Below are 25,247 nucleotides of genomic sequence, written 5' to 3' on the forward strand. Positions count from 1 at the left end.
AGACATGAGCGGGTTGACGGATTTTCACGTGTTCTGGGGCGCTGCGATGGAGATTGCAGAAAAGCAATCCGCGTCGATGGAAGCCGAAGGTGCAGAAGATTTTGCAAGGGGCCTTTACAACGAATACGTCGAGCAAGGCGCCCCAAAAAATAAAAAGAAATGGCTAACTGAACGTCTAGCAAATGAGTTCCTGTGTTTGAATGAAAAACCTGTATGGGTGGGCGAACCAGCCTGGTTGTATCATCAGGGCCAACCCATGGTCTTCTTACATCAATTTTTAGTCTCACCCTCAGCACAGCATATAAAAGAAAAAATTTCACTTGGCGACACCATATACGTGTTTGGCTCAAAACATATTCTTAAAAGATCGCCAGAGGATAGTTGGACAGTCATTTATCGAACGGCCGTCCAAACCTTGGAAGGAGAGACTGCAGTGGAAATCCTAGAGTAGGCTGTTAGAAATCTGACGCCCTTATAGCGGTCAAGTATCAAGCAGGACGTCTACCATAAATACAGAACTATCATATGAAAAACTTAGCAGATGAAACCCCCACGCTGGCAGACAAGATAATGGCCATCATGGCCTCGGGCAATGAGCTCGATGAGCAAAACAGAAAAGATGAAGCTCGGACCCTGTACCAAAAGGCTTGGGACTTGCTTCCTGAGCCAAAACTTGAATGGACACCTTTGTCGTCATGGGTCACAGGTTCTTTTTTCAACCTGCACTTCGACAACGGTGACTTCGAGACCGCTAAAGATTGGGCGCAAAAGACCCTGGATGGCCGAGAGTCAGATATCGATACAGGTCCGTTGATCAACTTGGGAATGGTCTACTTTGAACTGAAAGATTATTCACAGGCTTATAAATACTTTGATGATGCATATAGCTTCGGTAAGGCACGAGCCTTTCAGGAAAGACCAAAAAATATCTGAAGTTCTGTTTAGAGAAAAAATCCTGACCAAACCCAAGGGCTCTAGGGCTGAGGCGTCAAAGAATCGAACAGGATCCGATCAAGGTTTACTGATGAAAAATAACGCTCAAACTGTGGACCTATTAATCTCCCACAGTCAAATTCAATTCCGCTCACGGCCTTTCGACGAAACCTCAAGCCAATGGGGCAAGATTAACCTGGAGCAGGGTGCGGTCCTCCATAGCGACTATGTTGTGTTTGACCCTCTACCCGAAGATGCTTTCGGTGCAAACGTACACCTGAAACTGGAAGACAGCTTCAACCTCGACCCCAGCGCCCAGCGCTGCATAGTGGTGCCGTTTCGTGTCACGGATCCCAGTCATGTGGAAATTGCATCCGCTGCTGAAAAATTCAAGGTCGAGCTTGATCTAGAGAAACGCGACTATGCGTTGTACTTCGAGGTTTGCGAGGGTGAAGAGATTTTTTACAAAATCACTCTGGTCCCATCGGACAGCAAAGCACCAGTGAAGTACCTGTTGGACGATCCTTGGGGCGGAGAAAAAGACAAGGTACTGGTAGAGGGACTTCGTTAGAAATTCATCTCTGCGTCCAACAAAAAATGGGCACCCGATTCAATCGGTGTGCCCATTTTTCAATACGGTTCTCCCCGTTTTTCAGGGAGTTCGCCGCAATTATGGATTAACGCTGTCTTTCAACGACTTGCCTGGCTTGAACGCAACAGTGTTGCTGGCCTTGATTTTGACTGGCTCACCGGTCTGCGGGTTTTTGCCCGTACGGGCACCGCGATGGCGTTGCAGGAAGGTGCCGAAGCCCACCAGCGTGACGCTGTCTTTGCGGTGCAGAGCGCCGGTGATTTCTTCGAGAACGGCATTGAGAACGCGGTTGGCCTGCTCTTTGGTGAGGTCTGCTTTTTCTGCAATTGCAGCAGCGAGTTCTGGTTTACGCATTAGTGAAGCCCCTTTGACGGTTTTTTGTTGTTATGTCCGTGCTGTTCTCGTTGGAACAGCGCCTAAGGCGCCGCAGGTGCTCTACTCTGCGGCAGACGGGAGTGAGAATGGCACGCGCTTTAGAGCGGCGCCAGTCTCCCCGCGACCTTTGTGGGGGCAAAAGCGGGGTGATTCCGACAGAACGACCGCTATTTACGCCAGCAAGGCGGGAAGCTCTTTGTTCAGGGCGAGTTTTTCCATCACCGCCGCGCCTGTCAGGGCATAGCCCAGTAATTGGCCGGCGCTGTCACGGCACAGCACCTTGATGTCCGCGCCCTGCCCTTCGACCGTCCAGACGCCTTCCGCGCCCCGTGGTGGCGGCGAAACCACCAATGGGCAGACCGGTGTTTTCACGGTGATCGGCATCGGGCCATAACTCACCGCTGTAGGGTTTCCGGCGAGGGTCTGGGCCAGCGCTCTCGCACAACTCATGAGGGGCATGACGTACAACAGATTCAGCCCATCGACCTCGGCGCAGTCGCCCAGGGCGTAAATGTTGGCGTGAGAGGTTTTCAGGTGACGGTCGACCACCACGCCGCGATTGACCTGCACCCCGGCAGCGGCCGCCAGGTCGATGCGCGGGCGCAGGCCGATGGCCGAGACCACTACATCGCAAGGGATGACCTGGCCGTCGGACAGGTGCGCCTCCAGGCCGTCTGCCACTCGCTGCAAGCGATTGAGCACCGGCCCGAGGTGGAAGCGCGCGCCCAGGCTTTCCAGGCCGGCCTGGACCGCAGCGGCCGCCGCCGGGTGCAGCAAGGTCGGCATGACCTGTTCGCACGGTGCAACCAGTTGCACCTCGTAACCACCGAGAATCAGGTCGTTGGCGAATTCGCAGCCGATCAAACCGGCGCCTAGCAGCAATACCCGATGTTTGCCGGCCGCGGCCGTGCGAAAGCGTGCGTAGTCTTCAAGATCGTTGATCGGAAAAACGGCGTCAGCGGCATCGCCTTCGATCGGCACCCGCACGGTTTCCGCGCCCCACGCCAGGATCAGGTCACGGTAGATCACCGCTTCTTCGCCGATCCACAGGCGTTTATGGCCCGGATCGATACCGCTGATGCGCGTGTGGGTACGCACTTCGGCTTTCAATTGCTCGGCCATGGCACCCGGTTCGGCCATGCTCAGGCCATCGGCGTCTTTATTCTTGCCGAAGCCGGTGGAGAGCATCGGCTTGGAGTAGGAGCGTCCGTCATCTGCGGTAATCAGCAGCAGCGGGGTTTCGCCATCGAGTTTGCGAAACTCCCGGGCCAGGTTGTAGCCAGCCAGCCCAGTGCCGACGATCACGACAGGTGCGTTCATTCCTTGCTCCTTTCTTGTCTTAGTTGATTTCAATCATTTCGAAATCCATCTTGCCCACGCCGCAGTCCGGGCACAGCCAGTCTTCCGGCACGTCCTGCCACGGCGTGCCCGCTGCAATACCGTCGTCCGGCCAGCCCTCGGCTTCGTTATAGATCAGGCCGCAGACCACACATTGCCACTTTTTCATTCAGGTACTTCCTCAGGATTCAGGCTTTTGCCGGCGCGCACGGTCGATAGGTGGAGCGCTGCCGTCCGGCTCAGGGCGTTTTGTACTGATCGCGCCCGGCAGATGCAAGCCTGTTCGGCGCAACGGCAGGCCGGATCAATCAAAATCGCCGTGTGACATGGTAAGCTCGCCGCCTCATTTGCTGCCAATAATGACTCACTGTGCCGCACTCAAAATTCCCCTCCCCGACGCCGCTCTGGCTCTCTCGAAGCCAACTGACGCCCCTCCCCGACACGTCTACGCTCGATTGGTTATTCGATGAAGGATCGCTGACCCGGCGCCTGATCCGCTTGTCGAATGACGGTTTCAGCGTCACGCCGCTGTTCGAAGGCTGGCAATCGCTGCGCGCCGACGAATGTGCAGCGCTGGAGCTGGCCGAAGGCAGTGAAGGCTGGGTGCGCGAGGTGTATTTGCGCGGCCACGGTGAAGCCTGGGTGTTTGCCCGCAGCGTGGCGGCGCGTAGCGCGCTACAGGGCGACGGGTTGCATATGGATGAATTGGGCAGCCGTTCGCTGGGCGAATTGCTGTTTTGTGATCAGGCATTTCAGCGCCGGGCCATTGAGGTTTGTCACTATCCTCAAGCATGGCTACCGATGGATGCTCAGGCGCCTGAACTGTGGGGCCGGCGCTCGCGTTTCGATCGCGGCGCCTTGAGCGTGCTGGTGGCCGAGATCTTCCTGCCGACCTTGTGGAGCGCCGCCCGCGCCCATCCGGAGAATTGCTGATGTACCAGAGCCTGCTCAAGTCCCTGAACCGCTTGAACCCACGGGCCTGGGATTTCATTCAGCTGACCCGCATGGACAAGCCGATCGGCATTTATCTGCTGCTGTGGCCAACGCTGTGGGCACTCTGGATTGCCGGTGAAGGTTCGCCTTCATTGGCCAATATCGTGATTTTCGTGCTTGGCGTGGTACTGACCCGTGCCGGCGGTTGTGTGATCAACGATTGGGCGGACCGTAAGGTCGATGGCCACGTGAAACGCACCGAACAGCGGCCACTGGTGAGCGGCAAGATCAGCTCGAAAGAAGCCCTGGTGTTCTTCGCGGTCCTGATGGGCGTGAGTTTCTTGCTGGTGCTGTGTACTAACGCGAAGACCGTGTGGCTGTCGCTGGGCGGCTTGGCTCTGGCATTCAGTTATCCATTTATGAAGCGCTACACCTACTACCCGCAAGTGGTGCTGGGCGCGGCGTTTTCCTGGGGCATGCCGATGGCGTTCACCGCCGAAACCGGTGAACTGCCGGCAGCGGCCTGGTTGTTGTGGATCGCCAACCTGTTGTGGACCGTGGGCTACGACACCTATTACGCCATGACCGACCGCGACGACGATCTGAAGATCGGGGTGAAATCCACGGCGATTCTGTTTGGCGACGCCGACAGGGCGATCATTCTGACCCTGCAGGGCTTGGCGTTGGGGTGTTTGCTGCTGGCGGGTTCGAAATTCCAACTCGGCGGCTGGTTCCACCTTGGATTGCTGGCGGCGGCGGGTTGTTTTGCGTGGGAGTTCTGGTACACCCGCAGCAAGGACCGGATGCGCTGCTTCCAGGCGTTTTTGCACAATCACTGGGCGGGATTGGCGATTTTTGTCGGGATCGTGCTGGATTACGCGTTGCGCTGACTGATCTGTAGCAGCTGCCGCAGGCTGCGTTCGGCTGCGCAGCAGTCGTGAAATCTGTCTCTGCGGTGTAACAGGTAAACCGCGTGCACAGGACTCACGACTGCTGCGCAGCCGAACGCAGGCTGCGCCAGCTGCTACAGGTGCGATCTTGCGCGCCAATCAGTGCCGATACATGTGCCAGAAGCCGCCTTTACCATCACCCATGGCATCCCCTGGCTTCGTGTCCATCTTGTAGCCATACATTGGCTTGCCTTTATAAGCCCATTGCATCGTGCCGTCGTCACGCTTGATCGGCGTCCAGTCACCTGTGGACTTGGCATCCATCGGCGCCATCAACGGCGGCCAATTCGTCGCACACTCACCTGTGCACATCGACTTGCCATCTTTGTCCTTATCGAAGGTATAGAGCGTCATACCTTTGTGATCGACCATCATTCCGTCTTTCATCATGGCCGGATCGGCGGCGAAGGCCAGGGACGGCAGCGTTAGCGCAGCCGTGACCAGCAGGGCCTTCCAGGATTGAGCAATGTGATTCATGGAAACCTTCCTCTTGTGGTTGTCAGGATTCGGACTTAGAGCTTAGTTCAGGATCACGCCAATCGCAGGACGGCTAAAATACTGTCACACGACTGCAATAATTCCGTTATCTAATGCGGCGCAAGACAGTTAAATGACAAGAGGATTAACGCATGGTTGGCAGGAGCATTCTGATCGTCGACGACGAAGCGCCCATTCGCGAAATGATCGCCGTTGCGTTGGAAATGGCCGGCTATGACTGCCTGGAGGCGGAGAACTCGCAGCAGGCCCATGCCATTATCGTCGACCGCAAACCGGACCTGATCCTGCTCGACTGGATGCTGCCCGGCACCTCTGGCATCGAACTGGCCCGCCGTCTCAAGCGTGACGAGCTGACCGGAGATATCCCGATCATCATGCTCACCGCCAAGGGCGAAGAGGACAACAAGATCCAGGGCCTGGAAGTCGGCGCTGATGACTACATCACCAAACCGTTTTCCCCGCGAGAGCTGGTGGCGCGCCTGAAGGCCGTGCTGCGCCGCGCCGGCCCGACCGATGGCGAAGCGCCGATCGAAGTTGGCGGCTTGCTGCTGGACCCGATCAGCCACCGCGTGACCATCGACGGCAAACCCGCCGAGATGGGCCCGACCGAGTACCGTTTGCTGCAGTTTTTCATGACCCACCAGGAACGTGCCTACACCCGCGGGCAGTTGCTGGATCAGGTCTGGGGCGGCAATGTCTATGTCGAAGAGCGCACCGTCGACGTGCACATCCGTCGCCTGCGCAAAGCCCTCGGCGATGCCTATGAAAATCTGGTACAAACCGTGCGCGGCACTGGCTACAGGTTTTCCACCAAGGCATAGAAGCAGCGGCAAGCTTCAAGCTATAAGCGGCAAGCAAAAGCGCAGCCGAGCCCGTCACTCTTACTTGAAGCTTGCAGCTTGAAACTTGAAGCTGCGTTAGGACGCTCCGTGAACCAAAACTGGCATGGCACCCTGATTCGCCACATGCTGTTGCTGGTCACCGCCTGCCTGGTGATCGGACTGATTTCCGGCTACTACGGCTGGAGCCTCGCCGTGGGCCTGGGCCTTTACCTGGCGTGGACCCTCAAGCAACTGCTGCGTTTGCACGAATGGCTACGCCTGCACAAACCCGATGAAGCACCGCCCGATGGCTATGGCCTGTGGGGCGAAGTGTTCGACAGCATTTACCACCTGCAACGCCGCGACCAACGAGTGCGCGGGCGCTTGCAAGCCGTGATCGACCGGGTCCAGGAATCCACCGCTGCGCTGAAAGACGCGGTAATCATGCTCGACAGCGACGGCAATCTGGAATGGTGGAACCGCGCCGCCGAAACCTTGCTTGGCCTCAAGACCCCCCAGGACAGCGGTCAGCCCGTGACCAACCTGGTGCGCCATCCGCGCTTCAAGGAATACTTCGAGCAGGACAGCTACGCCGAGCCGCTGGAAATCCCTTCGCCGATCAATGATCGCCTGCGCATTCAGCTGTACATCACTCGCTACGGCAACAACGAACACTTGATGCTGGTACGCGACGTGACGCGTATCCATCAGCTGGAGCAGATGCGCAAAGACTTCATCGCCAACGTGTCCCATGAGCTGCGCACACCGCTGACAGTGATCTGCGGCTACCTGGAAACCCTGCTCGACAACGTCGAGGAAGTGAACCCGCGCTGGACCCGCGCCCTGCAGCAGATGCAGCAGCAAGGCGGACGCATGCAGACCTTGCTTAACGATTTGCTGCTGCTGGCCAAACTGGAAGCCACCGATTACCCGTCGGACAATCAACCGGTGTCCATCGACAGCCTGCTGCAATCGATCAAGGGCGACGCTCAGCAACTGTCCGGTCAACGTAATCAGCACATCACCCTGGAAGCCGATCCGACGATTCTGCTCAAGGGTAGCGAAGCGGAATTGCGTAGCGCGTTCTCCAACCTGGTGTTCAACGCAGTGAAGTACACACCCGCCGAGGGCAATATCCGCATTCGCTGGTGGGGTGACGATCAAGGCGCACACCTGAGCGTGCAGGATTCGGGGATCGGCATCGACAGCAAACACTTACCGCGCCTGACTGAACGCTTCTATCGCGTCGATTCCAGCCGCAACTCCAACACCGGCGGCACCGGGCTGGGGCTGGCCATCGTCAAACATGTGTTGCTGCGCCACCGGGCACGTATGGAAATCAGCAGTGTGCCGGGCCACGGCAGCACGTTTACTTGCCATTTTGCGCCAGCCCAAGTGACAAAATCCCGCGTCATCAGTGCCGCCGATTGATACCGGTCAGCACCCGCCACTAGGCAATTACCCGGTCAGCCGCTACATTGGCTGACTTGTGCCTGCCCTTCAGGCGCACTTTTTTCTTTCCTTTCGAATACACGGAACCCGCAAAACTCCATCATGGACCCTTCCCCTGGCTTGACCCTCGCAACAATATTCGCCGATTTCGGCATGATTCTTTTTGCTCTGATCCTGGTTTTGCTCAACGGCTTTTTCGTTGCGGCAGAGTTTGCCATGGTCAAATTGCGCTCGACCCGGGTCGAAGCCATCGCTGATAAAAACGGCTGGCGCGGACACATCCTGCGTACCGTGCACAGTCAGCTCGATGCTTATCTCTCGGCCTGCCAATTGGGTATCACTCTCGCCTCGCTGGGTCTGGGCTGGGTCGGCGAACCCGCGTTCGCGCACCTTCTGGCACCCGTGCTGAGTGCCGTGGGCGTGGATTCCGCTGAGGTGGTGAAGGCAGTTTCGTTCTTCACGGCGTTCTTCATCATTTCGTACCTGCACATCGTGGTCGGCGAACTGGCCCCGAAATCCTGGGCCATCCGCAAACCCGAGCTGTTGTCGCTCTGGACGGCGGTGCCGCTGTACCTGTTCTACTGGGCCATGTATCCGGCCATTTACCTGCTCAACGCCAGCGCCAACCAAATCCTGCGCATTGCCGGGCAAGGTGAACCTGGCCCGCACCATGAGCACCATTACAGCCGTGAAGAATTGAAACTGATCCTGCATTCCAGCCGTGGCCAGGACCCGAGCGACCAAGGCATGCGCGTGTTGGCCTCGGCAGTGGAAATGGGCGAGCTGGAAGTGGTCGACTGGGCCAACTCTCGGGAAGACCTGGTCACGCTGGAGTTCAACGCGCCGCTCAAGGAAATTCTGGCGATGTTCCGTCGCCACAAGTTCAGCCGCTACCCGGTGTATGACAGCGAGCGCCAGGAGTTCGTCGGCCTGCTGCACATCAAGGATTTGCTGCTGGAACTGGCCGCGCTGGATCACATTCCCGAGTCGTTCAACCTCGCCGAACTGACCCGGCCGCTGGAGCGCGTGTCGCGCCACATGCCGCTGTCGCAGTTGCTGGAACAATTCCGCAAGGGCGGTTCGCATTTCGCTCTGGTCGAGGAAGCCGACGGTAACATCATCGGCTACCTGACCATGGAAGACGTGCTGGAAGTGCTGGTGGGCGACATTCAGGACGAACACCGCAAGGCCGAACGCGGGATCCTCGCGTATCAGCCAGGCAAGCTGCTGGTGCGGGGCGATACGCCGCTGTTCAAGGTGGAACGCCTGCTGGGCATCGATCTGGACCACATCGAAGCGGAAACCCTCGCCGGGCTGGTCTACGAAACCCTGAAACGGGTGCCGGAAGAGGAAGAAGTGCTGGAAGTCGAAGGCTTGCGGATCATCATCAAGAAGATGAAAGGGCCGAAGATCATTTTGGCGAAGGTGTTGATGCTGGACTAAGCGATCCCTGACCGGATCCGTGTTGATCCCTTCGCGAGCAAGCCCGCTCCCACACTTGTTATGCGTCGATCACATAAATCGGGTTCGACGCCGATCAAATGTGGGAGCGGGCTTGCTCGCGAATGCGTCAGACCAGACAACCCATCACTGCTTGCCCAACGCAAAGTTGGGCAACGCGCCTACCGGTTGATTGAACTGGTACGGAATCGATACCAGCCCCAACCCGGTATTGCGCTGCACCACGAAGTGCAGGTGCGGGCCGCTACTGTTGCCGGTGTTGCCCGACAGCGCCAGCGCACTGCCCACCACCACGCGCTGACCTTCCCGTACGCTGACCGAGCCTTTCTTGAGGTGCAGGTACACGCCCATGGTCCCGTCATCGTGCAATACCCGCACGAAATTGCCCGACGGATCGTTGCCGCGCCCGGTCTGGCCATTCTCGGTTTTCACCACCATCCCGCCGCGCGCCGCGATGATAGGCGTGCCTTCGGGCATGGCGATGTCCATCGCATAACGGTTCTTTGGCCCGTAGTGGCTGTACTGGCCATTGGCGCCCTGACTCAGCCGAAACGGCCCACCGCGCCAGGGTAATGGATATCGATAGGCCATGGCGGCCCCTGCAGGGTCGCCCAGTGAATATTCGAACCTTGGGGTATACGCCAGCGGCCTTCCAGCCTTCGTCGCCTTGAGCAGCGCCAGACGAATGTTACTGCGCGCCGGCATGACCCGACGAATCGGTCGGCTCGGCGCGCCGCTGACATTATTCAGCCCGGAAAAACTCAGCTCGATCTCGACCGGCGCATACAGATCGTTGCGCACGAACACACTGTCCATGCCCCTCTGCTTCTTGATATCGAGGTACACCTGCCGCTCAAGGCGCTCGACCATCCGGTCGCGAAAAACGAACACCTTCGCGCCTTTGGTGGGGCGGTCGCTGTAAGAGACCACGCCACTGGCGTTGGTGGACCGGTAAATCGTCATGGCCACAGCCGAGGTGGAGGCCATGATCAGACCACAGAAAAACAGCAGGCGCGCGAGCATGGGCAAGATTCTGTCGAGTAAGGCCTGGGAAGGAGCCTAGCAGCTGAAATGGACCAGCGTAGTCGGCAGATGTTTCAAATGATCGTTCCCACGCTCTGCGTGGGAATGCAGCAAGGGACGCTCTGCGTCCCATCCGAAGCGGACGCGGAGCGTCCGAGGAGGCATTCCCACGCGGAGCGTGGGAACGATCAGCGGTACACGTTACGCACCCGGCACGAAATGCTTCTGCGCGGTGCCACGGGCGATCAGGCGGGAGATGTAGTCGAGCTTCTGCGCATCCTGGTCGACAAAGCGGAAAGTCAGTTGCAGCCATTCGCTGTCGGGTTTCGGCTCGAAGGCGACGATGGCATGCAGGTAGCCGTTGAGCCGGGCGATTTCAGCGTTATCGCCCTGCTCCAGGTCGAGCACGGCGCTGTCGAGGACTTGCGGCAGCGTGTCGGTGCGTTTCACCACCAGCAGCGCTTCCTTGATGCTCAAGGCCTTGATCACGCATTGCTGAGTGCCGCTTGGCAGGCGCAGTTGGCCTTGGCCACGACCGCCGGCTGATGCTGCGGAGGCAGCAGGCGCCTTGATCGGCGGGCTGTTAAGCAAGCCGCGAGACGGTGCGGCGGCCGGGGCTGGCGCGGCGGCGACAGGTTTGGCGAACGGATTGACCGGTGCCGCCGATGGCGCGGTGATCGCTGCCTTGCCACCAGTGAGTGCGCTAAGGGAATCGTTGCCGAACGCCGAGTTCATTTTGGTCGGAGCGCTGTTCATCAAGGTGTCGAGCTTGCCGACCTTGTTCAGTGCCTGCTTGACCTTGGTCAGCAGTTGCTCGTTGGTGAACGGCTTGCTGACGTAGCCCGAAACCCCGGCCTGAATCGCCTGGACGACGTTCTCTTTGTCGCCACGGCTGGTGACCATCACGAACGGCATGGTCTTGAGGTTGTCCTGCTCGCGGCACCAGGTCAGCAGTTCAAGACCGGACATTTCCGGCATTTCCCAGTCGCACAGAACCAGGTCGAATGCTTCTTTGGCCAGCATGGCCTGGGCCTTTTTGCCGTTGACTGCATCTTCGGTCCGGATCCCCGGGAAGTAGTTGCGCAGGCACTTCTTCACCAGGTCACGAATGAACGACGCATCGTCCACGACCAACACACTGATCTTGCTCATCCAACACCCCTTTAAAAATCCCGGCAAGCATAACGCTGGCTGATGGCACTTTGCCAAAACTCTTCAGTCACGCCGGGACTTTTCGTTCGCGGGTGCTGCTTTTCTAATCGGCTTTTCAATACGAAGGCCACGCAAACAAAAACGCCCGGCCAAAGGGCCGGGCGCTTTCCTAGGGGCAATCTTACTTATCGTCAGCTTTGCCCGGAACATTAGCGGTTTCGGCACTTGTGCCTTCAACTTCTTCCTTCATGCGCTTGAGACCCAAGTGACGCACGTCGGTGCCGCGCACCAGGTAAATCACCAGCTCCGAGATGTTGCGCGCGTGGTCACCGATTCGCTCCAGCGAACGAAGGACCCAGATAATGCTCAAGACCCGCGAGATAGAGCGCGGGTCTTCCATCATGTAGGTGGCCAGCTCGCGCAGCGCGGTCTTGTATTCGCGGTCGATGATCTTGTCGTACTGCGCCACCGACAACGCGAGATCAGCGTCGAAGCGGGCAAACGCGTCCAGCGCATCGCGAACCATGTTGCGCACCTGGTCGCCGATGTGACGAACCTCGACGTAACCGCGCGGCGCTTCACCTTCTTCGCACAACTGAATGGCACGACGGGCGATCTTGGTGGCTTCGTCGCCGATGCGCTCCAGGTCGATCACCGACTTGGAGATGCTGATGATCAGACGCAAGTCCGACGCCGCCGGCTGACGACGGGCCAGAATGCGCAGGCATTCTTCGTCGATGTTGCGTTCCATCTGGTTGATCTGGTCGTCGATCTCACGCACTTGCTGGGCCAGCCCGGAGTCGGCCTCGATCAGCGCGGTGACCGCGTCGTTGACCTGCTTCTCGACCAGCCCGCCCATGGCTAGGAGGTGGCTGCGCACTTCCTCGAGTTCAGCGTTGAACTGCTGGGAGATGTGATGGGTAAGGCCTTCTTTACTAATCATCTTGTTCGCTCCGCGAAAGTTGCAAGCTTCAAGCTGCAAGCTTCAAGCAGTTATGTATAAGTCCTGAAATCGCACCGCTTCTTTCTGGCCGCTTGCAGCTTGACGCTTGCGGCTGTACGGCTAGCCGTACCGTCCTGTGATGTAGTCTTCGGTCTGCTTCTTCGCCGGATTGGTGAACAGGGTGTCGGTGTCGCCGAATTCCACCAGTTTGCCCATGTACATGAACGCCGTGTAGTCGGAAACCCGCGCGGCCTGTTGCATGTTGTGGGTCACGATAACGATGGTGAACTTGGATTTCAGTTCATAGATCAGCTCTTCGACTTTCAGCGTGGAGATCGGGTCGAGTGCCGAGCATGGTTCGTCGAGCAGCAATACTTCCGGCTCCACGGCGATGGTGCGGGCAATCACCAGACGTTGCTGCTGACCACCGGACAGGCCGAGTGCCGACTCGTGCAGACGGTCTTTGACCTCATCCCACAGCGCCGCGCCTTTCAACGCCCACTCGACGGCTTCGTCGAGGATGCGTTTCTTGTTGATGCCCTGGATGCGCAAACCGTAAACCACGTTTTCGTAGATGGTTTTCGGGAACGGGTTAGGCTTCTGGAACACCATGCCGACCCGGCGACGCAGCTCGGCCACGTCCTCGCCCTTGCGGTAGATGTTGTTGCCGTAGAGGTTGATCGCGCCTTCGACGCGGCAGCCGTCCACCAGGTCGTTCATGCGGTTGAAGGTGCGCAGCAGCGTGGACTTGCCGCAGCCGGATGGGCCGATGAAGGCCGTCACACGCTGTTTCGGGATGTTCATGCTGACGTCGAACAGCGCCTGTTTGTCGCCATAGAACAGGCTCAGGCCCGGCACTTCGATGGCCACGGTTTCCTGCTCGAGGCTCAGGCTCTGTTTGTCGCGGCCCAGGGCCGACATGTTGATGCCGTGAGTATGTGCTTCGTGCTGCATGGGAGGCTCCCTGTGCTAACAAATTCGGTTCGGGACGCCACTTGTGGCATGCCCAATAAATGTTCGGTTGGACGCGATCCAGTGTGGGAGCGGGCTTGCTCGCGAAGAGGTCAGCACATTCAACATCAATGCTGCCTGACCCACCGCTTTCGCGAGCAAGCCCGCTCCCACATGGAAATCAGCTATCCAGCGCTTTGTATTTTTCGCGCAGGTGGTTACGGATATAAACCGCCGACAAGTTGAGCGTGGCGATCACCAGCACCAGCAGCAATGCGGTGGCGTACACCAGTGGCCGCGCGGCTTCGACGTTCGGGCTCTGGAAGCCGACGTCATAAATGTGGAAGCCCAAGTGCATGATCTTCTGGTCCAGGTGCAAGTACGGGTAGTTGCCATCCAGCGGCAGCGACGGCGCCAGTTTCACCACACCCACCAGCATCAGCGGCGCCACTTCACCGGCGGCACGGGCCACGGCGAGGATCATGCCGGTCATCATCGCCGGGCTGGCCATCGGCAGCACGATCTTCCACAAGGTTTCGGCCTTGGTCGCGCCGAGGGCCAACGAGCCTTCACGCACGGTGCGAGGAATCCGCGCCAGGCCTTCTTCGGTGGCCACGATCACCACCGGCACGGCCAGCAGTGCCAGGGTCAGCGAGGCCCAGAGCAGGCCCGGCGTACCAAAGGTCGGCGCCGGCAGTGCTTCAGGGAAGAACAACCGGTCGACCGAACCGCCTAGCACGTAGACGAAGAAGCCCAGACCGAACACGCCGTAAACGATGGCCGGAACACCCGCCAGGTTGTTCACCGCGATGCGGATCAGGCGAGTCATCGGCCCCTGACGTGCATATTCACGCAGGTAGACCGCCGCCAGCACGCCGAACGGCGTCACGATCATCGCCATGATCAGGGTCATCATCACAGTGCCGAAAATCGCCGGGAAAATCCCGCCTTCGGTGTTCGCTTCACGCGGGTCATCACTGAGGAATTCCCAGACCTTGCTGAAGTAGAAGCCGATCTTGGTGAAGGTGCCCATGGCGTTCGGCTGGTAGGCGTGAACCACTTTACCGATGCCGATTTCAACTTCTTTGCCGTTCGCGTCGCGAGCGGTCAGGCTGTCGCGGTTGAACTGAGCGTGCAGATCATTCAGGCGCGCTTCGATGTCCTGGTAACGGGCATTCAGCTCGGCGCGCTCGGACTCCAGGTCCGCTTGCGCGGCAGCGTCGAGACGACCGGCCAGTTCCAGTTTGCGACCGTGCAGACGCACGCGTTCGAGACCCGCGTTGATCGCGCCAATGTCGACCTTTTCCAGGGTCTTGAGCTGTGCGGCGAGCTGGTTGACGCGATCCACGCGCGCCTGCAACTCAGGCCATGCGGCCTCGCCTTCAGCGATGACCTTGCCGTCCTGTTTGACGTTGACCAGGTAGCCGTAGAAATTGCCCCACTCGCGACGCTCGATGGCCATCAGCTCAGGCGGGGTTTTCTGGTTGGTCAGCCACTCGCCGACAATCCAGGTGAAGTCGGTGCCGTTCAGATCACGGTTGCCGACCTTGATCAGCTCGCGGGTCATGAACTCCGGGCCTTGATCGGGCACCGGCAGGCCAGCACTTTTCAGGCGCTCGCGTGGCACTTCTTCCTTCTGCACCACTTCGCCGATGACGAGGTGATTGGCTTGGCCCGGCACGTCGTAACTGGCGTGGATCAGGTCCGCCGGCCAGAAGTGACCCAGACCGCGCACGGCAATCACCGCCAGCAGGCCAATGGTCATGATGACCGCAATGGACACCGCGCCACCGCTGATCCAGACGCCGGGGGCGCCGCTCTTGAACCATCCATTCAGGGAGTTCTGTTTCACAGACTTCTACCTTTCTTAAAGCGACGAGTATTTCTTGCGCAGACGCTGACGAATCAGTTCCGCGAGGGTGTTCATGATGAAGGTGAACAACAGCAGCACCAGCGCCGAGAGGAACAGCACGCGGTAGTGGCTGCCGCCGACTTCCGATTCGGGCATTTCCACTGCAACGTTGGCCGCCAGGGTGCGCAGGCCTTCGAACAGGTTCATTTCCATGACCGGGGTGTTACCGGTGGCCATCAGCACGATCATGGTTTCACCCACCGCGCGGCCCATGCCGATCATCAGCGCCGAGAAAATGCCCGGGCTGGCGGTGAGGATCACCACGCGGGTCATGGTCTGCCACGGTGTGGCACCGAGGGCCAAGGAGCCCAGGGTCAGGCCCCGAGGCACGCTGAACACGGCATCTTCGGCGATGGAGTAGATGTTCGGAATCACCGCGAAGCCCATGGCCAGACCGACCACCAACGCGTTGCGCTGGTCGTAGGTGATGCCCAGGTCGTGGGAGATCCACATGCGCATGTCGCCGCCGAAGAACCAGGTTTCCATGTACGGGCTCATGTAAAGCGACAGCCAGCCCACAAACAGAATCACCGGGATCAGGATTGCGCTTTCCCAGCCGTCCGGCACTTTCAGGCGGATGGACTCAGGCAGGCGACTGAAGACGAAACCCGCCACCAGAATGCCGATCGGCAGGAGCATCAGCAGGCTGAAGATGCCGGGCAAATGCCCTTCCACATACGGCGCCAGGAACAGACCGGCGAAGAAACCAAGGATCACCGTCGGCATCGCTTCCATCAGCTCGATCACCGGCTTGACCTTGCGACGCATGCCCGGAGCCATGAAGTACGCGGTGTAGATCGCCGCGGCGACGGCCAGTGGCGCGGCCAGCAGCATCGCGTAGAACGCAGCTTTCAAGGTACCGAAAGTCAACGGCGAGAGGCTCAGCTTGGGTTCGAAGTCGGTGTTGGCCGCGGTCGATTGCCAGACGTATTTAGGCTCGTCGTAGTTCTCGTACCAGACCTTGCTCCACAACGCGCTCCACGAGACTTCCGGGTGCGGGTTGTCGAGCAGCAACGGTTGCAGCTTTCCGCCCTGCTCCACGATCACGCGGTTGGCCCGTGGCGACATGCCGAAAAGGCCTTGGCCGTCGACCACCTGATCCACCAGCAAAGTGCGGTGAGCGGTGCTGTGGAACACGCCCAGCTTGCCGGACGCATCGAGGGCAACGAAGCCTTTGCGGCGTTCTTCGGCGGTGATTTCAGCGATCGGCGCAGTGCCCATCTGGAAAGTACGAATCTGCTTCAGACGCTGCTCGCCATCCGGGTCGCGAGCCATGAACCATTGGGCCAGACCACCCTTGGAGTCACCGACGATCAGCGAGATGCCGCCCAGCAATTGGGTAATAGCGGTGACTTCGGTATTGCCGTCTTCAAGCAGTTTGTAGCGCCCGTTAAGGCTCTTGTCGCGCAGACTGAAAACGTCGGCCTGAGCGCGACCATTGACCACGTACAACCACTGCTGACGCGGGTCGATGAAGATGTTCTTCACCGGCTCGGTCATTTGCGGCAGCTCAATGCGCTTCTGCTCGTTGGTGACTTCACCGGTCATCATGTTTTCTTCGCTGGTCAGCGACAGGACATGCAACTGCGCACCGGTGGAGCCGGCCAGCAGCAGGGTCGAATCGGCAGCGTTGAGGCTGACGTGCTCCAGAGCGCCGCCCGCCTCGTTCAGCACAATTGGCGTTTCGCCGTACGGGTATTCAATGGCCGGCGAGATGGTTTTCTTGCCTTCCGGGTAGCTGACTTTATAGGAGTGACGGAACACCAGCGCCTGACCGTTGGACAAGCCCACCGCCACCAATGGCTGGCCAGGTTGATCTTCACCGATGGAGGTCACGCTGGTGCCGGCCGGAATCGGCAGGTCGACGCGGCGCAGCTCAGTGCCCGTGTCGATATCAAAGAACAATGCCTGGCCCTTGTCGGAAACCCGCATGGCGACCTGGTTCTGTTCTTCGAGGGAAATCATCAGTGGCTTGCCGGCGTCTTGCATCCAGGCGGGCGTGATGGCGTCTTTGGCGGTCAGGTCGGCCCCTTGGAACAGCGGCGCGACGACGTAACCGAGGAAGAAAAAGATCAGGGTGATCGCGGCAAGAACGGCGAGGCCGCCGACGAGGACGTACCAGCGGGTCAGGCGATCTTTCAGCGCACGAATACGGCGCTTGCGTTGCAGCTCAGGCGTATTGAAGTCAATTCGCTTGGGGGGATTTGTAGTCATGGTGGAATTGGCCAGATCATTCATGCGCACACCCTAGCGATCCTGTATGACAGAAAGATGACAATGCAGTGACGCAACAAATCCGCCGCCAGCGGGAACTGGCAGTGGATCGGAAATTTGGAGGCCGGTATTTACCGGCATTTGTAGGAGCGAGACTTGCCCGCGAAGGGGTCGTTACATTCAACATCAATGTTGACTGACCCACCGCTTTCGCGGGCAAGCCTCGCTCCTACACAGGTCCGGGTTTAGCCCGGACCTAGGGTTTTACTTTTTTACTACGTTGTTGCCTTCTTGCAGACCCAGGTCAGCCAGTGCTTTTGCAGCAACCTTGGCTGGCAGCGGGATGTAGCCGTCTTTCACAACCACTTCCTGACCCTGTTTGGACAGAATCAGCTTCACGAACTCGGCTTCCAGCGGGGCCAGAGGCTTGTTCGGGGCCTTGTTGACGTAAACGTAGAGGAAACGCGACAGCGGATACTTGCCGTTCAGGGCGTTTTCTTCAGTGTCTTCAACGAACTCGGTGCTGCCTTTCTTGGCCAGGGCCACGGTCTTCACGCTGGCGGTCTTGTAGCCGATGCCCGAGTAACCCACGCCGTTCAGCGAGGAGCTGATCGACTGCACGACCGAAGCCGAGCCTGGTTGTTCGTTGACGTTCGGCTTGAAGTCGCCTTTGCACAGGGCTTCTTCCTTGAAGTAGCCGTAAGTGCCGGATACCGAGTTACGACCGAACAGTTGCACTGGCTTGTTGGCCAGATCGCCGGTCACACCCAGATCGCCCCAGGTTTTCACATCGGTTTTAGCGCCGCACAGACGTGTCGAGGAGAAGATCGCATCGACCTGTTCCATGGTCAGGTGCTGGATCGGGTTGTCTTTGTGTACGAACACCGCCAAGGCATCCACAGCAACCGGGATAGCGGTTGGCTTGTAGCCGTACTTGGTTTCGAAGGCTTGCAGTTCGTTGTCCTTCATCTTGCGGCTCATCGGGCCCAGGTTAGCGGTGCCTTCAGTCAACGCAGGTGGCGCGGTAGAAGAACCGGCAGCCTGAATCTGGATGTTTACGTTCGGGTATTCTTTTTTGTAGTTCTCAGCCCACAGGGTCATGAGGTTAGCCAGGGTATCGGAGCCGACGCTGGACAGGTTGCCCGACACACCAGTGGTCTTGGTGTAGCTCGGGATAGCAGGGTCAACAGCGGCAACCGCGTTGGCAGTCGCAACGCCAGCAGCGACAAAAGTCATTGCCGCCATCAAACGCTTCAGTTTCATGCCTTACTCCTAGCAGATAGGTGTGTTAAGTCGGGGCCAAGTATCAGCAGGCCGTGTGAACACTCTATGGCTGAAATATGACAATTGGATGAAAGGCCAGCATGTAGCGATAGATCGTTCCCACGCTCTGCGTGGGAATGCATCTCGGGACGCTCTGCGTCCCATTCAAAAGCGGACGCAGAGCGTCCATGGCGGCATTCCCACGCAGAGCGTGGGAACGATCAGTACAAAGAGTCGGTTTAGCGACCCTTCTTCCAGAGATAGGCCCCCACCAGAATCCCGACGCCACACAGAACCGCCACGTAATAGGCTGGCCCCATCGGGCTTTCCTTGAGCAACAGGCTGACGATCATCGGCGTGAGGCCACCGAAAATGGCGTAGGCAACGTTGTAGGAAAACGACAGGCCGCTAAAGCGCACCACGGGCGGGAATGCCTTGACCATGACATACGGGACCGCACCGATGGTGCCTACCAGCAAGCCTGTTATGGCGTACATCGGGAACAGCCAGTCGGGATGCTCCGCCAGGCTGTGGTAGAAGGTCCAGGAGCTGACCAGCAACGCGGCGCAGCCGAATACGAATACACGTCCCGCGCCGAAGCGATCCGCCAGGGCGCCGGCAATGATGCAGCCAATGCTCAGCAGCACAATCGCCACGCTGTTGGACTGCAGGGCGGTGGTTGGCGCGAAGTGGTAGACCGTCTGCAATACGGTCGGGGTCATCAGGATCAACACCACGATGGCGGCGGACAGCAGCCAGGTCAGCAGCATGGAAATCAGAATCGCACCGCGATGGTCACGTAACACGGCGCGCAGCGGCACTTCCTCGGCCAGGGCCTTGCGCAATTGCAGCTCGGCAAACACCGGGGTTTCGTGGAGCCAGCGGCGCAGGTAGACCGAGAACAGGCCAAACACGCCGCCCAGCAGGAACGGGATTCGCCAGGCGTAATCCGACACTTCCACCGGCGTGTAAATGCTGTTGATTGCGGTAGCGACCAACGAGCCCAAAAGAATACCGGCAGTCAGGCCGCTGGTCAGCGTGCCGCAGGCATAACCAATATGACGCTGCGGCACGTGTTCGGAAACGAATACCCAAGCCCCCGGCACTTCACCGCCAATCGCCGCGCCCTGAATTACCCGCATCAACAGCAACAGGATCGGCGCCCACATACCTATCTGCGCATAAGTTGGCAGCAAGCCCATGATCAGGGTCGGCACGGCCATCATGAAAATGCTCAAGGTGAACATCTTCTTGCGCCCCAGCAGATCACCGAAGTGCGCCATGACGATACCGCCCAGCGGCCGCGCCAGGTAGCCGGCGGCGAAGATGCCGAACGTCTGCATCAGGCGCAGCCACTCGGGCATGTCAGCGGGGAAGAACAGTTTGCCGACCACCGTGGCGAAGAACACAAAGATGATGAAGTCGTAAAACTCCAGCGCGCCGCCCAAGGCAGACAGCGATAACGTCTTATAGTCGTTGCGGGTCAGCGGACGTGTGGACTGGGTGGGCTGCGCGATGCTCGAGGGCGCTGTGGTCATGGCAAGGGCTTCTCTTATAGTCGGATCTGCAACCTCAACAACGCTGGCGGAGGCTTGGGCAGGTTTGGCACGATAGCAAATTGTTCGAAAAAGCACATAGAGGCGCGTATTTGACGGTCGAAATGAGAACCGGACGGTCGTCTCGGAGTCTACCGATCGATATACTCCCAATATTGCAACGGCTTGTAAGGGGTTGCTGTGCGAAACCGTCGTTGGCATCCGTCAGCCGATTTCGCAGAGTTTCCCTTTAGGCGCCTTACGAAAAACGTGACGAACGTAGTATGTTCGGGGCTGAATCGTTTTTCTTAGAGACGGCTATTCAACCTGAAGTACCAATGAAGAGTCACGGGTCAGAGGCACCCCCGGCATGATAGAGCTCGAACAAGAAGATCCAATCCCGCAAGGCGACCTGGCCCTGCAAATCACCGCGCTTCCGCGCGAAACCAATGGCTTTGGCGATATTTTCGGCGGCTGGCTGGTGGCGCAGATGGATCTGGCTGGCACCGCAATGGCCAGCAAAGTGGCTGGTGGTCGCGTAGCCACCGTGGCGATCGATCGCATGGCGTTCCTGGTGCCGGTAGCAGTGGGCGCGCAGCTGTCCTTTTATACCCAGGCCCTGGAAATCGGTCGCAGCTCGATTCAGATGATGGTCGAAGTCTGGAGCGACGATCCACTGTCCAGCGAATGGCGTAAGGTGACCGAAGCCGTCTTCGTGTTCGTCGCCATCGACGGCAGCGGCCGCACTCGCTCGGTTCCGCCTAGAGCCCGTTAAACCGGAGCTTGTAAAAACGGCGCGTTAAACCCCGCGACCGTTTTGCGGTCCCATTGAGTCATTGTTCCTGATTGAGAGTTGCCCCATGAGCACGCCCAACGTTGAAGCCGTGAAACTGGATGAACTGAACTGCTGGCGCATCCGCCACGGTCAGGCCGAATTGCTGGTGGCCCAACAAGGCGCGCACATCCTCAGTTATCAACTGGCTGGCGAGCCACCGTTGATCTGGCTCAACGACGAGGCGGTGTTCAAGGCCGGCAAAAGCATCCGCGCCGGCGTGCCGGTGTGCTGGCCGTGGTTCGGCAACCTGTCGCGCAACCCGCAGAGTGTCCAGGCCATGCGCGTCAGCCAGGAACCGCCGACCGCCCATGGTCTGGTGCGGGCGATGGACTGGGAACTGGGTGGCATCGAAACCGAGGGCGAAAGCCTGAAAGTGGAATTCATCCTTCCCTACCCCGAAGGCGGCCTGCCGGGCTGGCCGCATCAGGTGGACTTGAAGCTGGGCATTCGTCTGGATGAGCAGTTGCATATCAGCCTGACGAGCGAAAACAAGGGCGCTGAAAATGTCACCATCAGCCAGGCATTGCACAGCTATTTCGCGGTCAGCGATGTGCGCAACGTACACGTTGAAGGGCTGGATGGCTTGAGCTATATCGAAACCCTGGACGACTGGAAAACCGTCACCCAGACCGGTGATCTGCATTTTACCGGCGAGACCGACCGCATCTATCTCAATACCCCGCCGAAGCTCAGCATCGTAGACCCGCACTGGGAGCGACGCATCGAACTGACCAGCAGCGGTTCACGTTCGGCGGTGATCTGGAACCCCTGGATCGACCGCGCCGCGGCATTCAGCGACATGGCCGACGATGGCTGGCAGCGCATGCTGTGCATTGAAACGGCGAATGTGATGGGGGATGTAGTGACGCTGGCACCGGGGGCGAGCCATACCCTGGGCGTCAGCATCGGCGCTAAACCGCTCTAAGCCATACCGCAATGAAATGTGGGAGCCAGCCTGCTGGCGATTGCGTCGTGTCAGTCAACTTGAAAGTATCTGACGGACCGCTATCGCCAGCAGGCTGGCTCCCACAGTTATTCGGTGGCTGCTAGAGATCAGACTCCTGCACCACCCGCACCTGCGCCGCGTCCAGCGCATACGCCGCATCCGCCAAGTCGTTGTTGACCGTCTCGATCTTCAGCGTGCCGGTCACCCACAGCGGCGTGTAGATGTCACTTAGCTTCAAGCCTTTTGGATAACGCACCAGCACCAGTTGGTTAGGCGGCGGTGGTGGCACATGGATGCAAGCGCCCGGATACGGCACAAGGAAGAACAACGTGCTGCGGCCCTTGGCGTCGGATTCCAACGGCACCGGATAACCGCCAATGCGGATGTGCTTGTCGTTCATCGACTGCACGGTTTTGGTCGAGTACATCACCGCCGGCAAGCCCTTGCTCTGCTTCATGCCACCCTTTTGGGTAAAGGTGCCGTTGGCTTCCGGTGAGTTGTGATCGATTTCGGGCATGGCCTCGAGGGCTTTCTGGTCCGACTTGGGCATCAGTTCAAGCCAGTCGGTTTCCGGCAGTTCGCCGGCATGGGCCAAACCACTGCCCAGGAAGAGAAGAGTCAACAGAAGACGACGCATGAAAGAGCTCGGCAAAAGAAAGGACGGTTTAACGCCGGGCATTCTAGCCCTCTCCGGCGATGGCGCAGAGAGGGCTTTGTCACTTCAATCAGTTCTTTTTTTGATCAGGCCGTAGATCACCAGCAATACCACCGCGCCCACCAGCGCACCGATGAAACCGGCACCTTCGCCTGCGTGGTAAATGCCCAAGGCCTGGCCGCCGTAAGTGGCCGCCAGCGAACCGCCGATACCGAGCAGGATGGTCATGATCCAGCCCATGCTGTCATCGCCCGGTTTCAAAAACCGAGCCAGCAGACCGACGATCAAGCCGATAAAGATGGTTCCGATAATTCCCATGGCATTTCCCTCTGAATGATTTGGTGTGTCCTGTCTCACCAATACGTTCCTCTTTTGACGAGTGGCTGTTGTCGTCAGGCAAGGCGCCGCGACGAGTCATAGCGCGCTATGGCGAGGAGCGGCAACGCAGCATGACGGCAACAGACGCTGTCAAAAAGGAACAGTATTGGTGAGACAGGACACCTAGCCGAAGCCTAGACAGACTTTGGCATCCTGCCATCAGAGAACGGCGGCCCCTGAAGGTTCCGCCGCTGCCACATGAAACTATTCGGCGATCAGCGCTTCGACCTTGAGGATCTGCGCAGCCAACGTCTCACGGTCTGCACAGCGCAGACTGGCGTGACCGACCTTGCGGCCGACCTTGAAAGCCTTGCCGTAGTGATGCAAATGGCAGTCGTCGATCGCGATCACTTTTTCTACTGGCGGCACGACACCGATGAAGTTGAGCATCGCGCTCTCGCCGACCTTGGCCGTCGAACCCAGCGGCAGACCGGCAACGGCCCGCAGGTGGTTTTCGAACTGGCTGCACTCGGCGCCTTCGGTGGTCCAGTGCCCGGAGTTGTGTACGCGCGGGGCGATTTCGTTGGCCTTGAGGCCGCCGTCGACTTCGAAGAACTCGAACGCCATCACGCCGACGTACTCCAGCTGCTTGAGCACCCGGCTGGAATAATCTTCAGCCAACGCTTGCAGCGGGTGATCGGTGCTGGCCACGGACAGCTTGAGAATGCCGCTGTCGTGGGTGTTGTGAACCAGTGGATAGAACCTGGTCTCACCATCGCGAGCGCGCACGGCAATCAGCGAGACTTCGCCAGTGAACGGCACGAAGCCTTCCAGCAGGCAGGCAACGCTGCCCAGCTCAGCGAAAGTGCCGACCACGTCTTCAGGCTTGCGCAGGACTTTCTGGCCCTTGCCGTCGTAGCCCAGGGTGCGGGTTTTCAGCACGGCCGGCAGACCGATCGAAGCCACGGCGGCGTCCAGGTCGGCTTGCGACTGGATGTCGGCGAACGCGGGGGTCGGAATCCCCAGGTCCTTGAACATGCTCTTTTCGAACCAGCGATCACGAGCGATGCGCAGGGCTTCGGCGCTCGGGTACACCGGGACGAATTGCGACAGGAAAGCCACGGTTTCGGCCGGGACACTTTCGAACTCGAAGGTCACCAGGTCGACTTCATCGGCCAGTTGACGCAGGTGATCCTGATCGCCGTAATCGGCCCGCAGGTGTTCGCCCAACGCGGCTGCGCAAGCATCTGGCGCCGGGTCGAGGAAAGCGAAATTCATGCCCAGCGGAGTGCCCGCCAGCGCCAACATGCGACCCAACTGGCCGCCACCGATTACACCGATTTTCATCGTCAACAACCTCAGGCGATGCGTGGGTCTGGATTGTCCAGGACGCTGTCTGTCTGCTCAGCGCGGAATTTCTTCAACACGGTATGAAATTGCGGATGCTTGGCGCCCAGGATGCTCGCCGAGAGCAGCGCTGCGTTGATCGCGCCGGCTTTGCCGATGGCCAGGGTGGCGACCGGAATGCCTGCAGGCATTTGCACGATAGACAGCAGCGAATCGACGCCCGAGAGCATCGACGACTGTACGGGTACGCCCAGCACCGGCAGGTGGGTCTTGGCCGCACACATACCAGGCAGGTGGGCCGCGCCACCGGCACCGGCGATGATCACCTCGATGCCACGGGCCTCAGCCTCTTCGGCATACTGGAACAGCAGGTCCGGGGTGCGGTGGGCAGAGACCACTTTCACCTCGTAAGGGATGCCGAGCTTTTCCAGCATATCGGCGGTGTGGCTAAGGGTGGACCAATCGGACTTGGAGCCCATGATCACGCCAACCAGTGCACTCATCGTCGTGCCTCTTCTCTCTGGGCGCCCGCAGGCGCGTCAAAAAACAACAAGCCACGCAGGATGCGTGGCTTGATTGTACGAATTAAGGCCAGGTAAAACCGGCCGAAGGCCGCGCAGTATACCTCAATGAAGCAGATAAACAGCCCCCGATACGACCATCTGTCATACGGCGCAAAGTGCCGGTTTTATTGACCCGCAGGTCAGCGAAAGATCAATACAAATCCCCCTGTGGGAGCGGGGGGGGGGGGGGGGGGGGGGGGGGGGGGGGGGGGGGGGGGGGGGGGGGGGGGGGGGGGG

Annotated in this window: 26 protein-coding genes; 10 read left to right on the forward strand and 16 right to left on the reverse strand. The window is 59.1% G+C overall.

Annotated elements, in window-relative coordinates; genetic code table 11:
* Positions 1 to 4 precede the first annotated feature (4 nt).
* From AC1RQB_RS03030 to comJ, 3 genes are all read left to right on the forward strand, one after another.
* The gene (locus tag AC1RQB_RS03030) at positions 5 to 451 is read left to right on the forward strand and encodes a hypothetical protein (RefSeq protein ID WP_008073505.1); all 447 of its coding nucleotides are present in this window, start codon (positions 5 to 7) and stop codon (positions 449 to 451) included.
* Between the two features lie 74 nt (positions 452 to 525).
* Positions 526 to 933: a tetratricopeptide repeat protein gene (locus tag AC1RQB_RS03035; RefSeq protein WP_109790654.1), complete on the forward strand. Its 408-nt coding sequence runs from the start codon at positions 526 to 528 to the stop codon at positions 931 to 933.
* Between the two features lie 91 nt (positions 934 to 1,024).
* Positions 1,025 to 1,504, forward strand: a complete 480-nt coding sequence (gene comJ, locus AC1RQB_RS03040; RefSeq protein WP_008073507.1) for a competence protein ComJ — start codon at positions 1,025 to 1,027, stop codon at positions 1,502 to 1,504.
* Positions 1,505 to 1,603: 99 nt separating this feature from the next.
* Here comJ and AC1RQB_RS03045 read toward each other — a convergent pair whose 3' ends face one another.
* From AC1RQB_RS03045 to AC1RQB_RS03055, 3 genes are all read right to left on the reverse strand, one after another.
* Positions 1,604 to 1,879 (reverse strand): HU family DNA-binding protein, encoded by a 276-nt coding sequence (locus AC1RQB_RS03045; protein ID WP_003213368.1) that lies wholly within the window; start codon positions 1,877 to 1,879, stop codon positions 1,604 to 1,606.
* Between the two features lie 192 nt (positions 1,880 to 2,071).
* On the reverse strand, positions 2,072 to 3,220 hold the full coding sequence (locus tag AC1RQB_RS03050) for an NAD(P)/FAD-dependent oxidoreductase (RefSeq protein WP_063342082.1): 1,149 nt from the start codon (positions 3,218 to 3,220) through the stop codon (positions 2,072 to 2,074).
* Between the two features lie 19 nt (positions 3,221 to 3,239).
* Positions 3,240 to 3,407, reverse strand: coding sequence for a rubredoxin (locus AC1RQB_RS03055; RefSeq protein ID WP_007896465.1), 168 nt, complete (start codon positions 3,405 to 3,407; stop codon positions 3,240 to 3,242).
* Positions 3,408 to 3,607: 200 nt separating this feature from the next.
* Between AC1RQB_RS03055 and AC1RQB_RS03060 the strand changes: the two genes are divergently transcribed.
* Together AC1RQB_RS03060 and ubiA are read left to right on the forward strand one after the other, a co-directional pair.
* The gene (locus tag AC1RQB_RS03060) at positions 3,608 to 4,171 is read left to right on the forward strand and encodes a chorismate--pyruvate lyase family protein (protein ID WP_063342081.1); all 564 of its coding nucleotides are present in this window, start codon (positions 3,608 to 3,610) and stop codon (positions 4,169 to 4,171) included.
* Positions 4,171 to 5,061 (forward strand): 4-hydroxybenzoate octaprenyltransferase, encoded by an 891-nt coding sequence (gene ubiA / locus AC1RQB_RS03065; protein WP_063342080.1) that lies wholly within the window; start codon positions 4,171 to 4,173, stop codon positions 5,059 to 5,061. The genes AC1RQB_RS03060 and ubiA overlap by 1 nt, the downstream gene beginning before the upstream one ends.
* A gap of 159 nt (positions 5,062 to 5,220) precedes the next feature.
* Here ubiA and AC1RQB_RS03070 read toward each other — a convergent pair whose 3' ends face one another.
* On the reverse strand, positions 5,221 to 5,598 hold the full coding sequence (locus AC1RQB_RS03070) for a COG4315 family predicted lipoprotein (RefSeq protein ID WP_007896473.1): 378 nt from the start codon (positions 5,596 to 5,598) through the stop codon (positions 5,221 to 5,223).
* Between the two features lie 152 nt (positions 5,599 to 5,750).
* On the opposite strand from AC1RQB_RS03070, the gene phoB reads away from it, so the two are divergent.
* From phoB to AC1RQB_RS03085, 3 genes are all read left to right on the forward strand, one after another.
* Positions 5,751 to 6,440 carry a phosphate regulon transcriptional regulator PhoB gene (gene phoB, locus AC1RQB_RS03075; protein WP_007896474.1) on the forward strand — a complete coding sequence of 230 codons (690 nt, stop codon included), beginning with the start codon at positions 5,751 to 5,753 and terminating at the stop codon, positions 6,438 to 6,440.
* Positions 6,441 to 6,584: 144 nt separating this feature from the next.
* Complete coding sequence (gene phoR, locus AC1RQB_RS03080; protein ID WP_219734874.1) at positions 6,585 to 7,871, forward strand: phosphate regulon sensor histidine kinase PhoR; 1,287 nt, start codon at positions 6,585 to 6,587, stop codon at positions 7,869 to 7,871.
* 123 nt (positions 7,872 to 7,994) lie between these two features.
* On the forward strand, positions 7,995 to 9,335 hold the full coding sequence (locus AC1RQB_RS03085) for a hemolysin family protein (RefSeq protein WP_008073512.1): 1,341 nt from the start codon (positions 7,995 to 7,997) through the stop codon (positions 9,333 to 9,335).
* Positions 9,336 to 9,479: 144 nt separating this feature from the next.
* On the opposite strand, the gene AC1RQB_RS03090 is transcribed toward AC1RQB_RS03085, so the two are convergent.
* From AC1RQB_RS03090 to AC1RQB_RS03125, 8 genes are all read right to left on the reverse strand, one after another.
* Complete coding sequence (locus AC1RQB_RS03090; protein ID WP_008073513.1) at positions 9,480 to 10,376, reverse strand: peptidoglycan DD-metalloendopeptidase family protein; 897 nt, start codon at positions 10,374 to 10,376, stop codon at positions 9,480 to 9,482.
* 201 nt (positions 10,377 to 10,577) lie between these two features.
* Positions 10,578 to 11,528, reverse strand: a complete 951-nt coding sequence (locus AC1RQB_RS03095; protein WP_008073514.1) for a response regulator — start codon at positions 11,526 to 11,528, stop codon at positions 10,578 to 10,580.
* A gap of 181 nt (positions 11,529 to 11,709) precedes the next feature.
* The gene (phoU, locus tag AC1RQB_RS03100; RefSeq protein WP_008073516.1) at positions 11,710 to 12,471 is read right to left on the reverse strand and encodes a phosphate signaling complex protein PhoU; all 762 of its coding nucleotides are present in this window, start codon (positions 12,469 to 12,471) and stop codon (positions 11,710 to 11,712) included.
* Positions 12,472 to 12,591: 120 nt separating this feature from the next.
* Positions 12,592 to 13,425 carry a phosphate ABC transporter ATP-binding protein PstB gene (pstB, locus tag AC1RQB_RS03105; RefSeq protein WP_007896484.1) on the reverse strand — a complete coding sequence of 278 codons (834 nt, stop codon included), beginning with the start codon at positions 13,423 to 13,425 and terminating at the stop codon, positions 12,592 to 12,594.
* A 178-nt stretch (positions 13,426 to 13,603) separates the two neighbouring features.
* On the reverse strand, positions 13,604 to 15,274 hold the full coding sequence (gene pstA, locus AC1RQB_RS03110; protein WP_063342079.1) for a phosphate ABC transporter permease PstA: 1,671 nt from the start codon (positions 15,272 to 15,274) through the stop codon (positions 13,604 to 13,606).
* A 15-nt stretch (positions 15,275 to 15,289) separates the two neighbouring features.
* The gene (locus AC1RQB_RS03115) at positions 15,290 to 17,323 is read right to left on the reverse strand and encodes an ABC transporter permease subunit (RefSeq protein ID WP_198537226.1); all 2,034 of its coding nucleotides are present in this window, start codon (positions 17,321 to 17,323) and stop codon (positions 15,290 to 15,292) included.
* Between the two features lie 489 nt (positions 17,324 to 17,812).
* The gene (locus AC1RQB_RS03120) at positions 17,813 to 18,811 is read right to left on the reverse strand and encodes a phosphate ABC transporter substrate-binding protein PstS (protein WP_063342077.1); all 999 of its coding nucleotides are present in this window, start codon (positions 18,809 to 18,811) and stop codon (positions 17,813 to 17,815) included.
* A 239-nt stretch (positions 18,812 to 19,050) separates the two neighbouring features.
* The gene (locus AC1RQB_RS03125) at positions 19,051 to 20,349 is read right to left on the reverse strand and encodes an MFS transporter (RefSeq protein ID WP_063342076.1); all 1,299 of its coding nucleotides are present in this window, start codon (positions 20,347 to 20,349) and stop codon (positions 19,051 to 19,053) included.
* Positions 20,350 to 20,716: 367 nt separating this feature from the next.
* On the opposite strand from AC1RQB_RS03125, the gene AC1RQB_RS03130 reads away from it, so the two are divergent.
* Both AC1RQB_RS03130 and AC1RQB_RS03135 read left to right on the forward strand, forming a co-directional pair.
* The gene (locus tag AC1RQB_RS03130) at positions 20,717 to 21,121 is read left to right on the forward strand and encodes an acyl-CoA thioesterase (RefSeq protein ID WP_007896491.1); all 405 of its coding nucleotides are present in this window, start codon (positions 20,717 to 20,719) and stop codon (positions 21,119 to 21,121) included.
* Positions 21,122 to 21,206: 85 nt separating this feature from the next.
* Positions 21,207 to 22,106 carry a D-hexose-6-phosphate mutarotase gene (locus tag AC1RQB_RS03135; RefSeq protein WP_063342075.1) on the forward strand — a complete coding sequence of 300 codons (900 nt, stop codon included), beginning with the start codon at positions 21,207 to 21,209 and terminating at the stop codon, positions 22,104 to 22,106.
* A 121-nt stretch (positions 22,107 to 22,227) separates the two neighbouring features.
* Here the strand turns inward: AC1RQB_RS03135 and AC1RQB_RS03140 are convergent, their stop codons facing one another.
* The 4 genes from AC1RQB_RS03140 to purE form a co-directional block, all read right to left on the reverse strand.
* A complete protein-coding gene (locus AC1RQB_RS03140) occupies positions 22,228 to 22,764 on the reverse strand; it encodes a DUF3299 domain-containing protein (protein WP_063343915.1) in 537 nt (178 codons plus the stop codon).
* A gap of 84 nt (positions 22,765 to 22,848) precedes the next feature.
* Entirely contained in the window at positions 22,849 to 23,100 is a 252-nt protein-coding gene (locus AC1RQB_RS03145; protein ID WP_008073527.1) for a GlsB/YeaQ/YmgE family stress response membrane protein, read from the reverse strand.
* Positions 23,101 to 23,364: 264 nt separating this feature from the next.
* Positions 23,365 to 24,447: a 5-(carboxyamino)imidazole ribonucleotide synthase gene (locus AC1RQB_RS03150; RefSeq protein WP_007896500.1), complete on the reverse strand. Its 1,083-nt coding sequence runs from the start codon at positions 24,445 to 24,447 to the stop codon at positions 23,365 to 23,367.
* Between the two features lie 11 nt (positions 24,448 to 24,458).
* Complete coding sequence (gene purE / locus AC1RQB_RS03155) at positions 24,459 to 24,950, reverse strand: 5-(carboxyamino)imidazole ribonucleotide mutase (protein ID WP_003196369.1); 492 nt, start codon at positions 24,948 to 24,950, stop codon at positions 24,459 to 24,461.
* Positions 24,951 to 25,247: the final 297 nt, after the last annotated feature.

Source organism: Pseudomonas sp. GW822-FHT02E03 (assembly GCF_058802325.1).

Coding starts and splice junctions, on each gene's coding strand:
- AC1RQB_RS03030 (WP_008073505.1), top strand. CDS start 5: ATGAGCGGGTTGACGGATTTTCACGTGTTCTGGGGCGCTGCGATGGAG.
- AC1RQB_RS03035 (WP_109790654.1), top strand. CDS start 526: ATGAAAAACTTAGCAGATGAAACCCCCACGCTGGCAGACAAGATAATG.
- comJ (WP_008073507.1), top strand. CDS start 1,025: ATGAAAAATAACGCTCAAACTGTGGACCTATTAATCTCCCACAGTCAA.
- AC1RQB_RS03045 (WP_003213368.1), bottom strand. CDS start 1,879: ATGCGTAAACCAGAACTCGCTGCTGCAATTGCAGAAAAAGCAGACCTC.
- AC1RQB_RS03050 (WP_063342082.1), bottom strand. CDS start 3,220: ATGAACGCACCTGTCGTGATCGTCGGCACTGGGCTGGCTGGCTACAAC.
- AC1RQB_RS03055 (WP_007896465.1), bottom strand. CDS start 3,407: ATGAAAAAGTGGCAATGTGTGGTCTGCGGCCTGATCTATAACGAAGCC.
- ubiA (WP_063342080.1), top strand. CDS start 4,171: ATGTACCAGAGCCTGCTCAAGTCCCTGAACCGCTTGAACCCACGGGCC.
- AC1RQB_RS03070 (WP_007896473.1), bottom strand. CDS start 5,598: ATGAATCACATTGCTCAATCCTGGAAGGCCCTGCTGGTCACGGCTGCG.
- phoB (WP_007896474.1), top strand. CDS start 5,751: ATGGTTGGCAGGAGCATTCTGATCGTCGACGACGAAGCGCCCATTCGC.
- phoR (WP_219734874.1), top strand. CDS start 6,585: ATGCTGTTGCTGGTCACCGCCTGCCTGGTGATCGGACTGATTTCCGGC.
- AC1RQB_RS03085 (WP_008073512.1), top strand. CDS start 7,995: ATGGACCCTTCCCCTGGCTTGACCCTCGCAACAATATTCGCCGATTTC.
- AC1RQB_RS03090 (WP_008073513.1), bottom strand. CDS start 10,376: ATGCTCGCGCGCCTGCTGTTTTTCTGTGGTCTGATCATGGCCTCCACC.
- AC1RQB_RS03095 (WP_008073514.1), bottom strand. CDS start 11,528: ATGAGCAAGATCAGTGTGTTGGTCGTGGACGATGCGTCGTTCATTCGT.
- phoU (WP_008073516.1), bottom strand. CDS start 12,471: ATGATTAGTAAAGAAGGCCTTACCCATCACATCTCCCAGCAGTTCAAC.
- pstB (WP_007896484.1), bottom strand. CDS start 13,425: ATGCAGCACGAAGCACATACTCACGGCATCAACATGTCGGCCCTGGGC.
- AC1RQB_RS03115 (WP_198537226.1), bottom strand. CDS start 17,323: ATGCAAGACGCCGGCAAGCCACTGATGATTTCCCTCGAAGAACAGAAC.
- AC1RQB_RS03120 (WP_063342077.1), bottom strand. CDS start 18,811: ATGAAACTGAAGCGTTTGATGGCGGCAATGACTTTTGTCGCTGCTGGC.
- AC1RQB_RS03125 (WP_063342076.1), bottom strand. CDS start 20,349: ATGACCACAGCGCCCTCGAGCATCGCGCAGCCCACCCAGTCCACACGT.
- AC1RQB_RS03130 (WP_007896491.1), top strand. CDS start 20,717: ATGATAGAGCTCGAACAAGAAGATCCAATCCCGCAAGGCGACCTGGCC.
- AC1RQB_RS03135 (WP_063342075.1), top strand. CDS start 21,207: ATGAGCACGCCCAACGTTGAAGCCGTGAAACTGGATGAACTGAACTGC.
- AC1RQB_RS03140 (WP_063343915.1), bottom strand. CDS start 22,764: ATGCGTCGTCTTCTGTTGACTCTTCTCTTCCTGGGCAGTGGTTTGGCC.
- AC1RQB_RS03145 (WP_008073527.1), bottom strand. CDS start 23,100: ATGGGAATTATCGGAACCATCTTTATCGGCTTGATCGTCGGTCTGCTG.
- AC1RQB_RS03150 (WP_007896500.1), bottom strand. CDS start 24,447: ATGAAAATCGGTGTAATCGGTGGCGGCCAGTTGGGTCGCATGTTGGCG.
- purE (WP_003196369.1), bottom strand. CDS start 24,950: ATGAGTGCACTGGTTGGCGTGATCATGGGCTCCAAGTCCGATTGGTCC.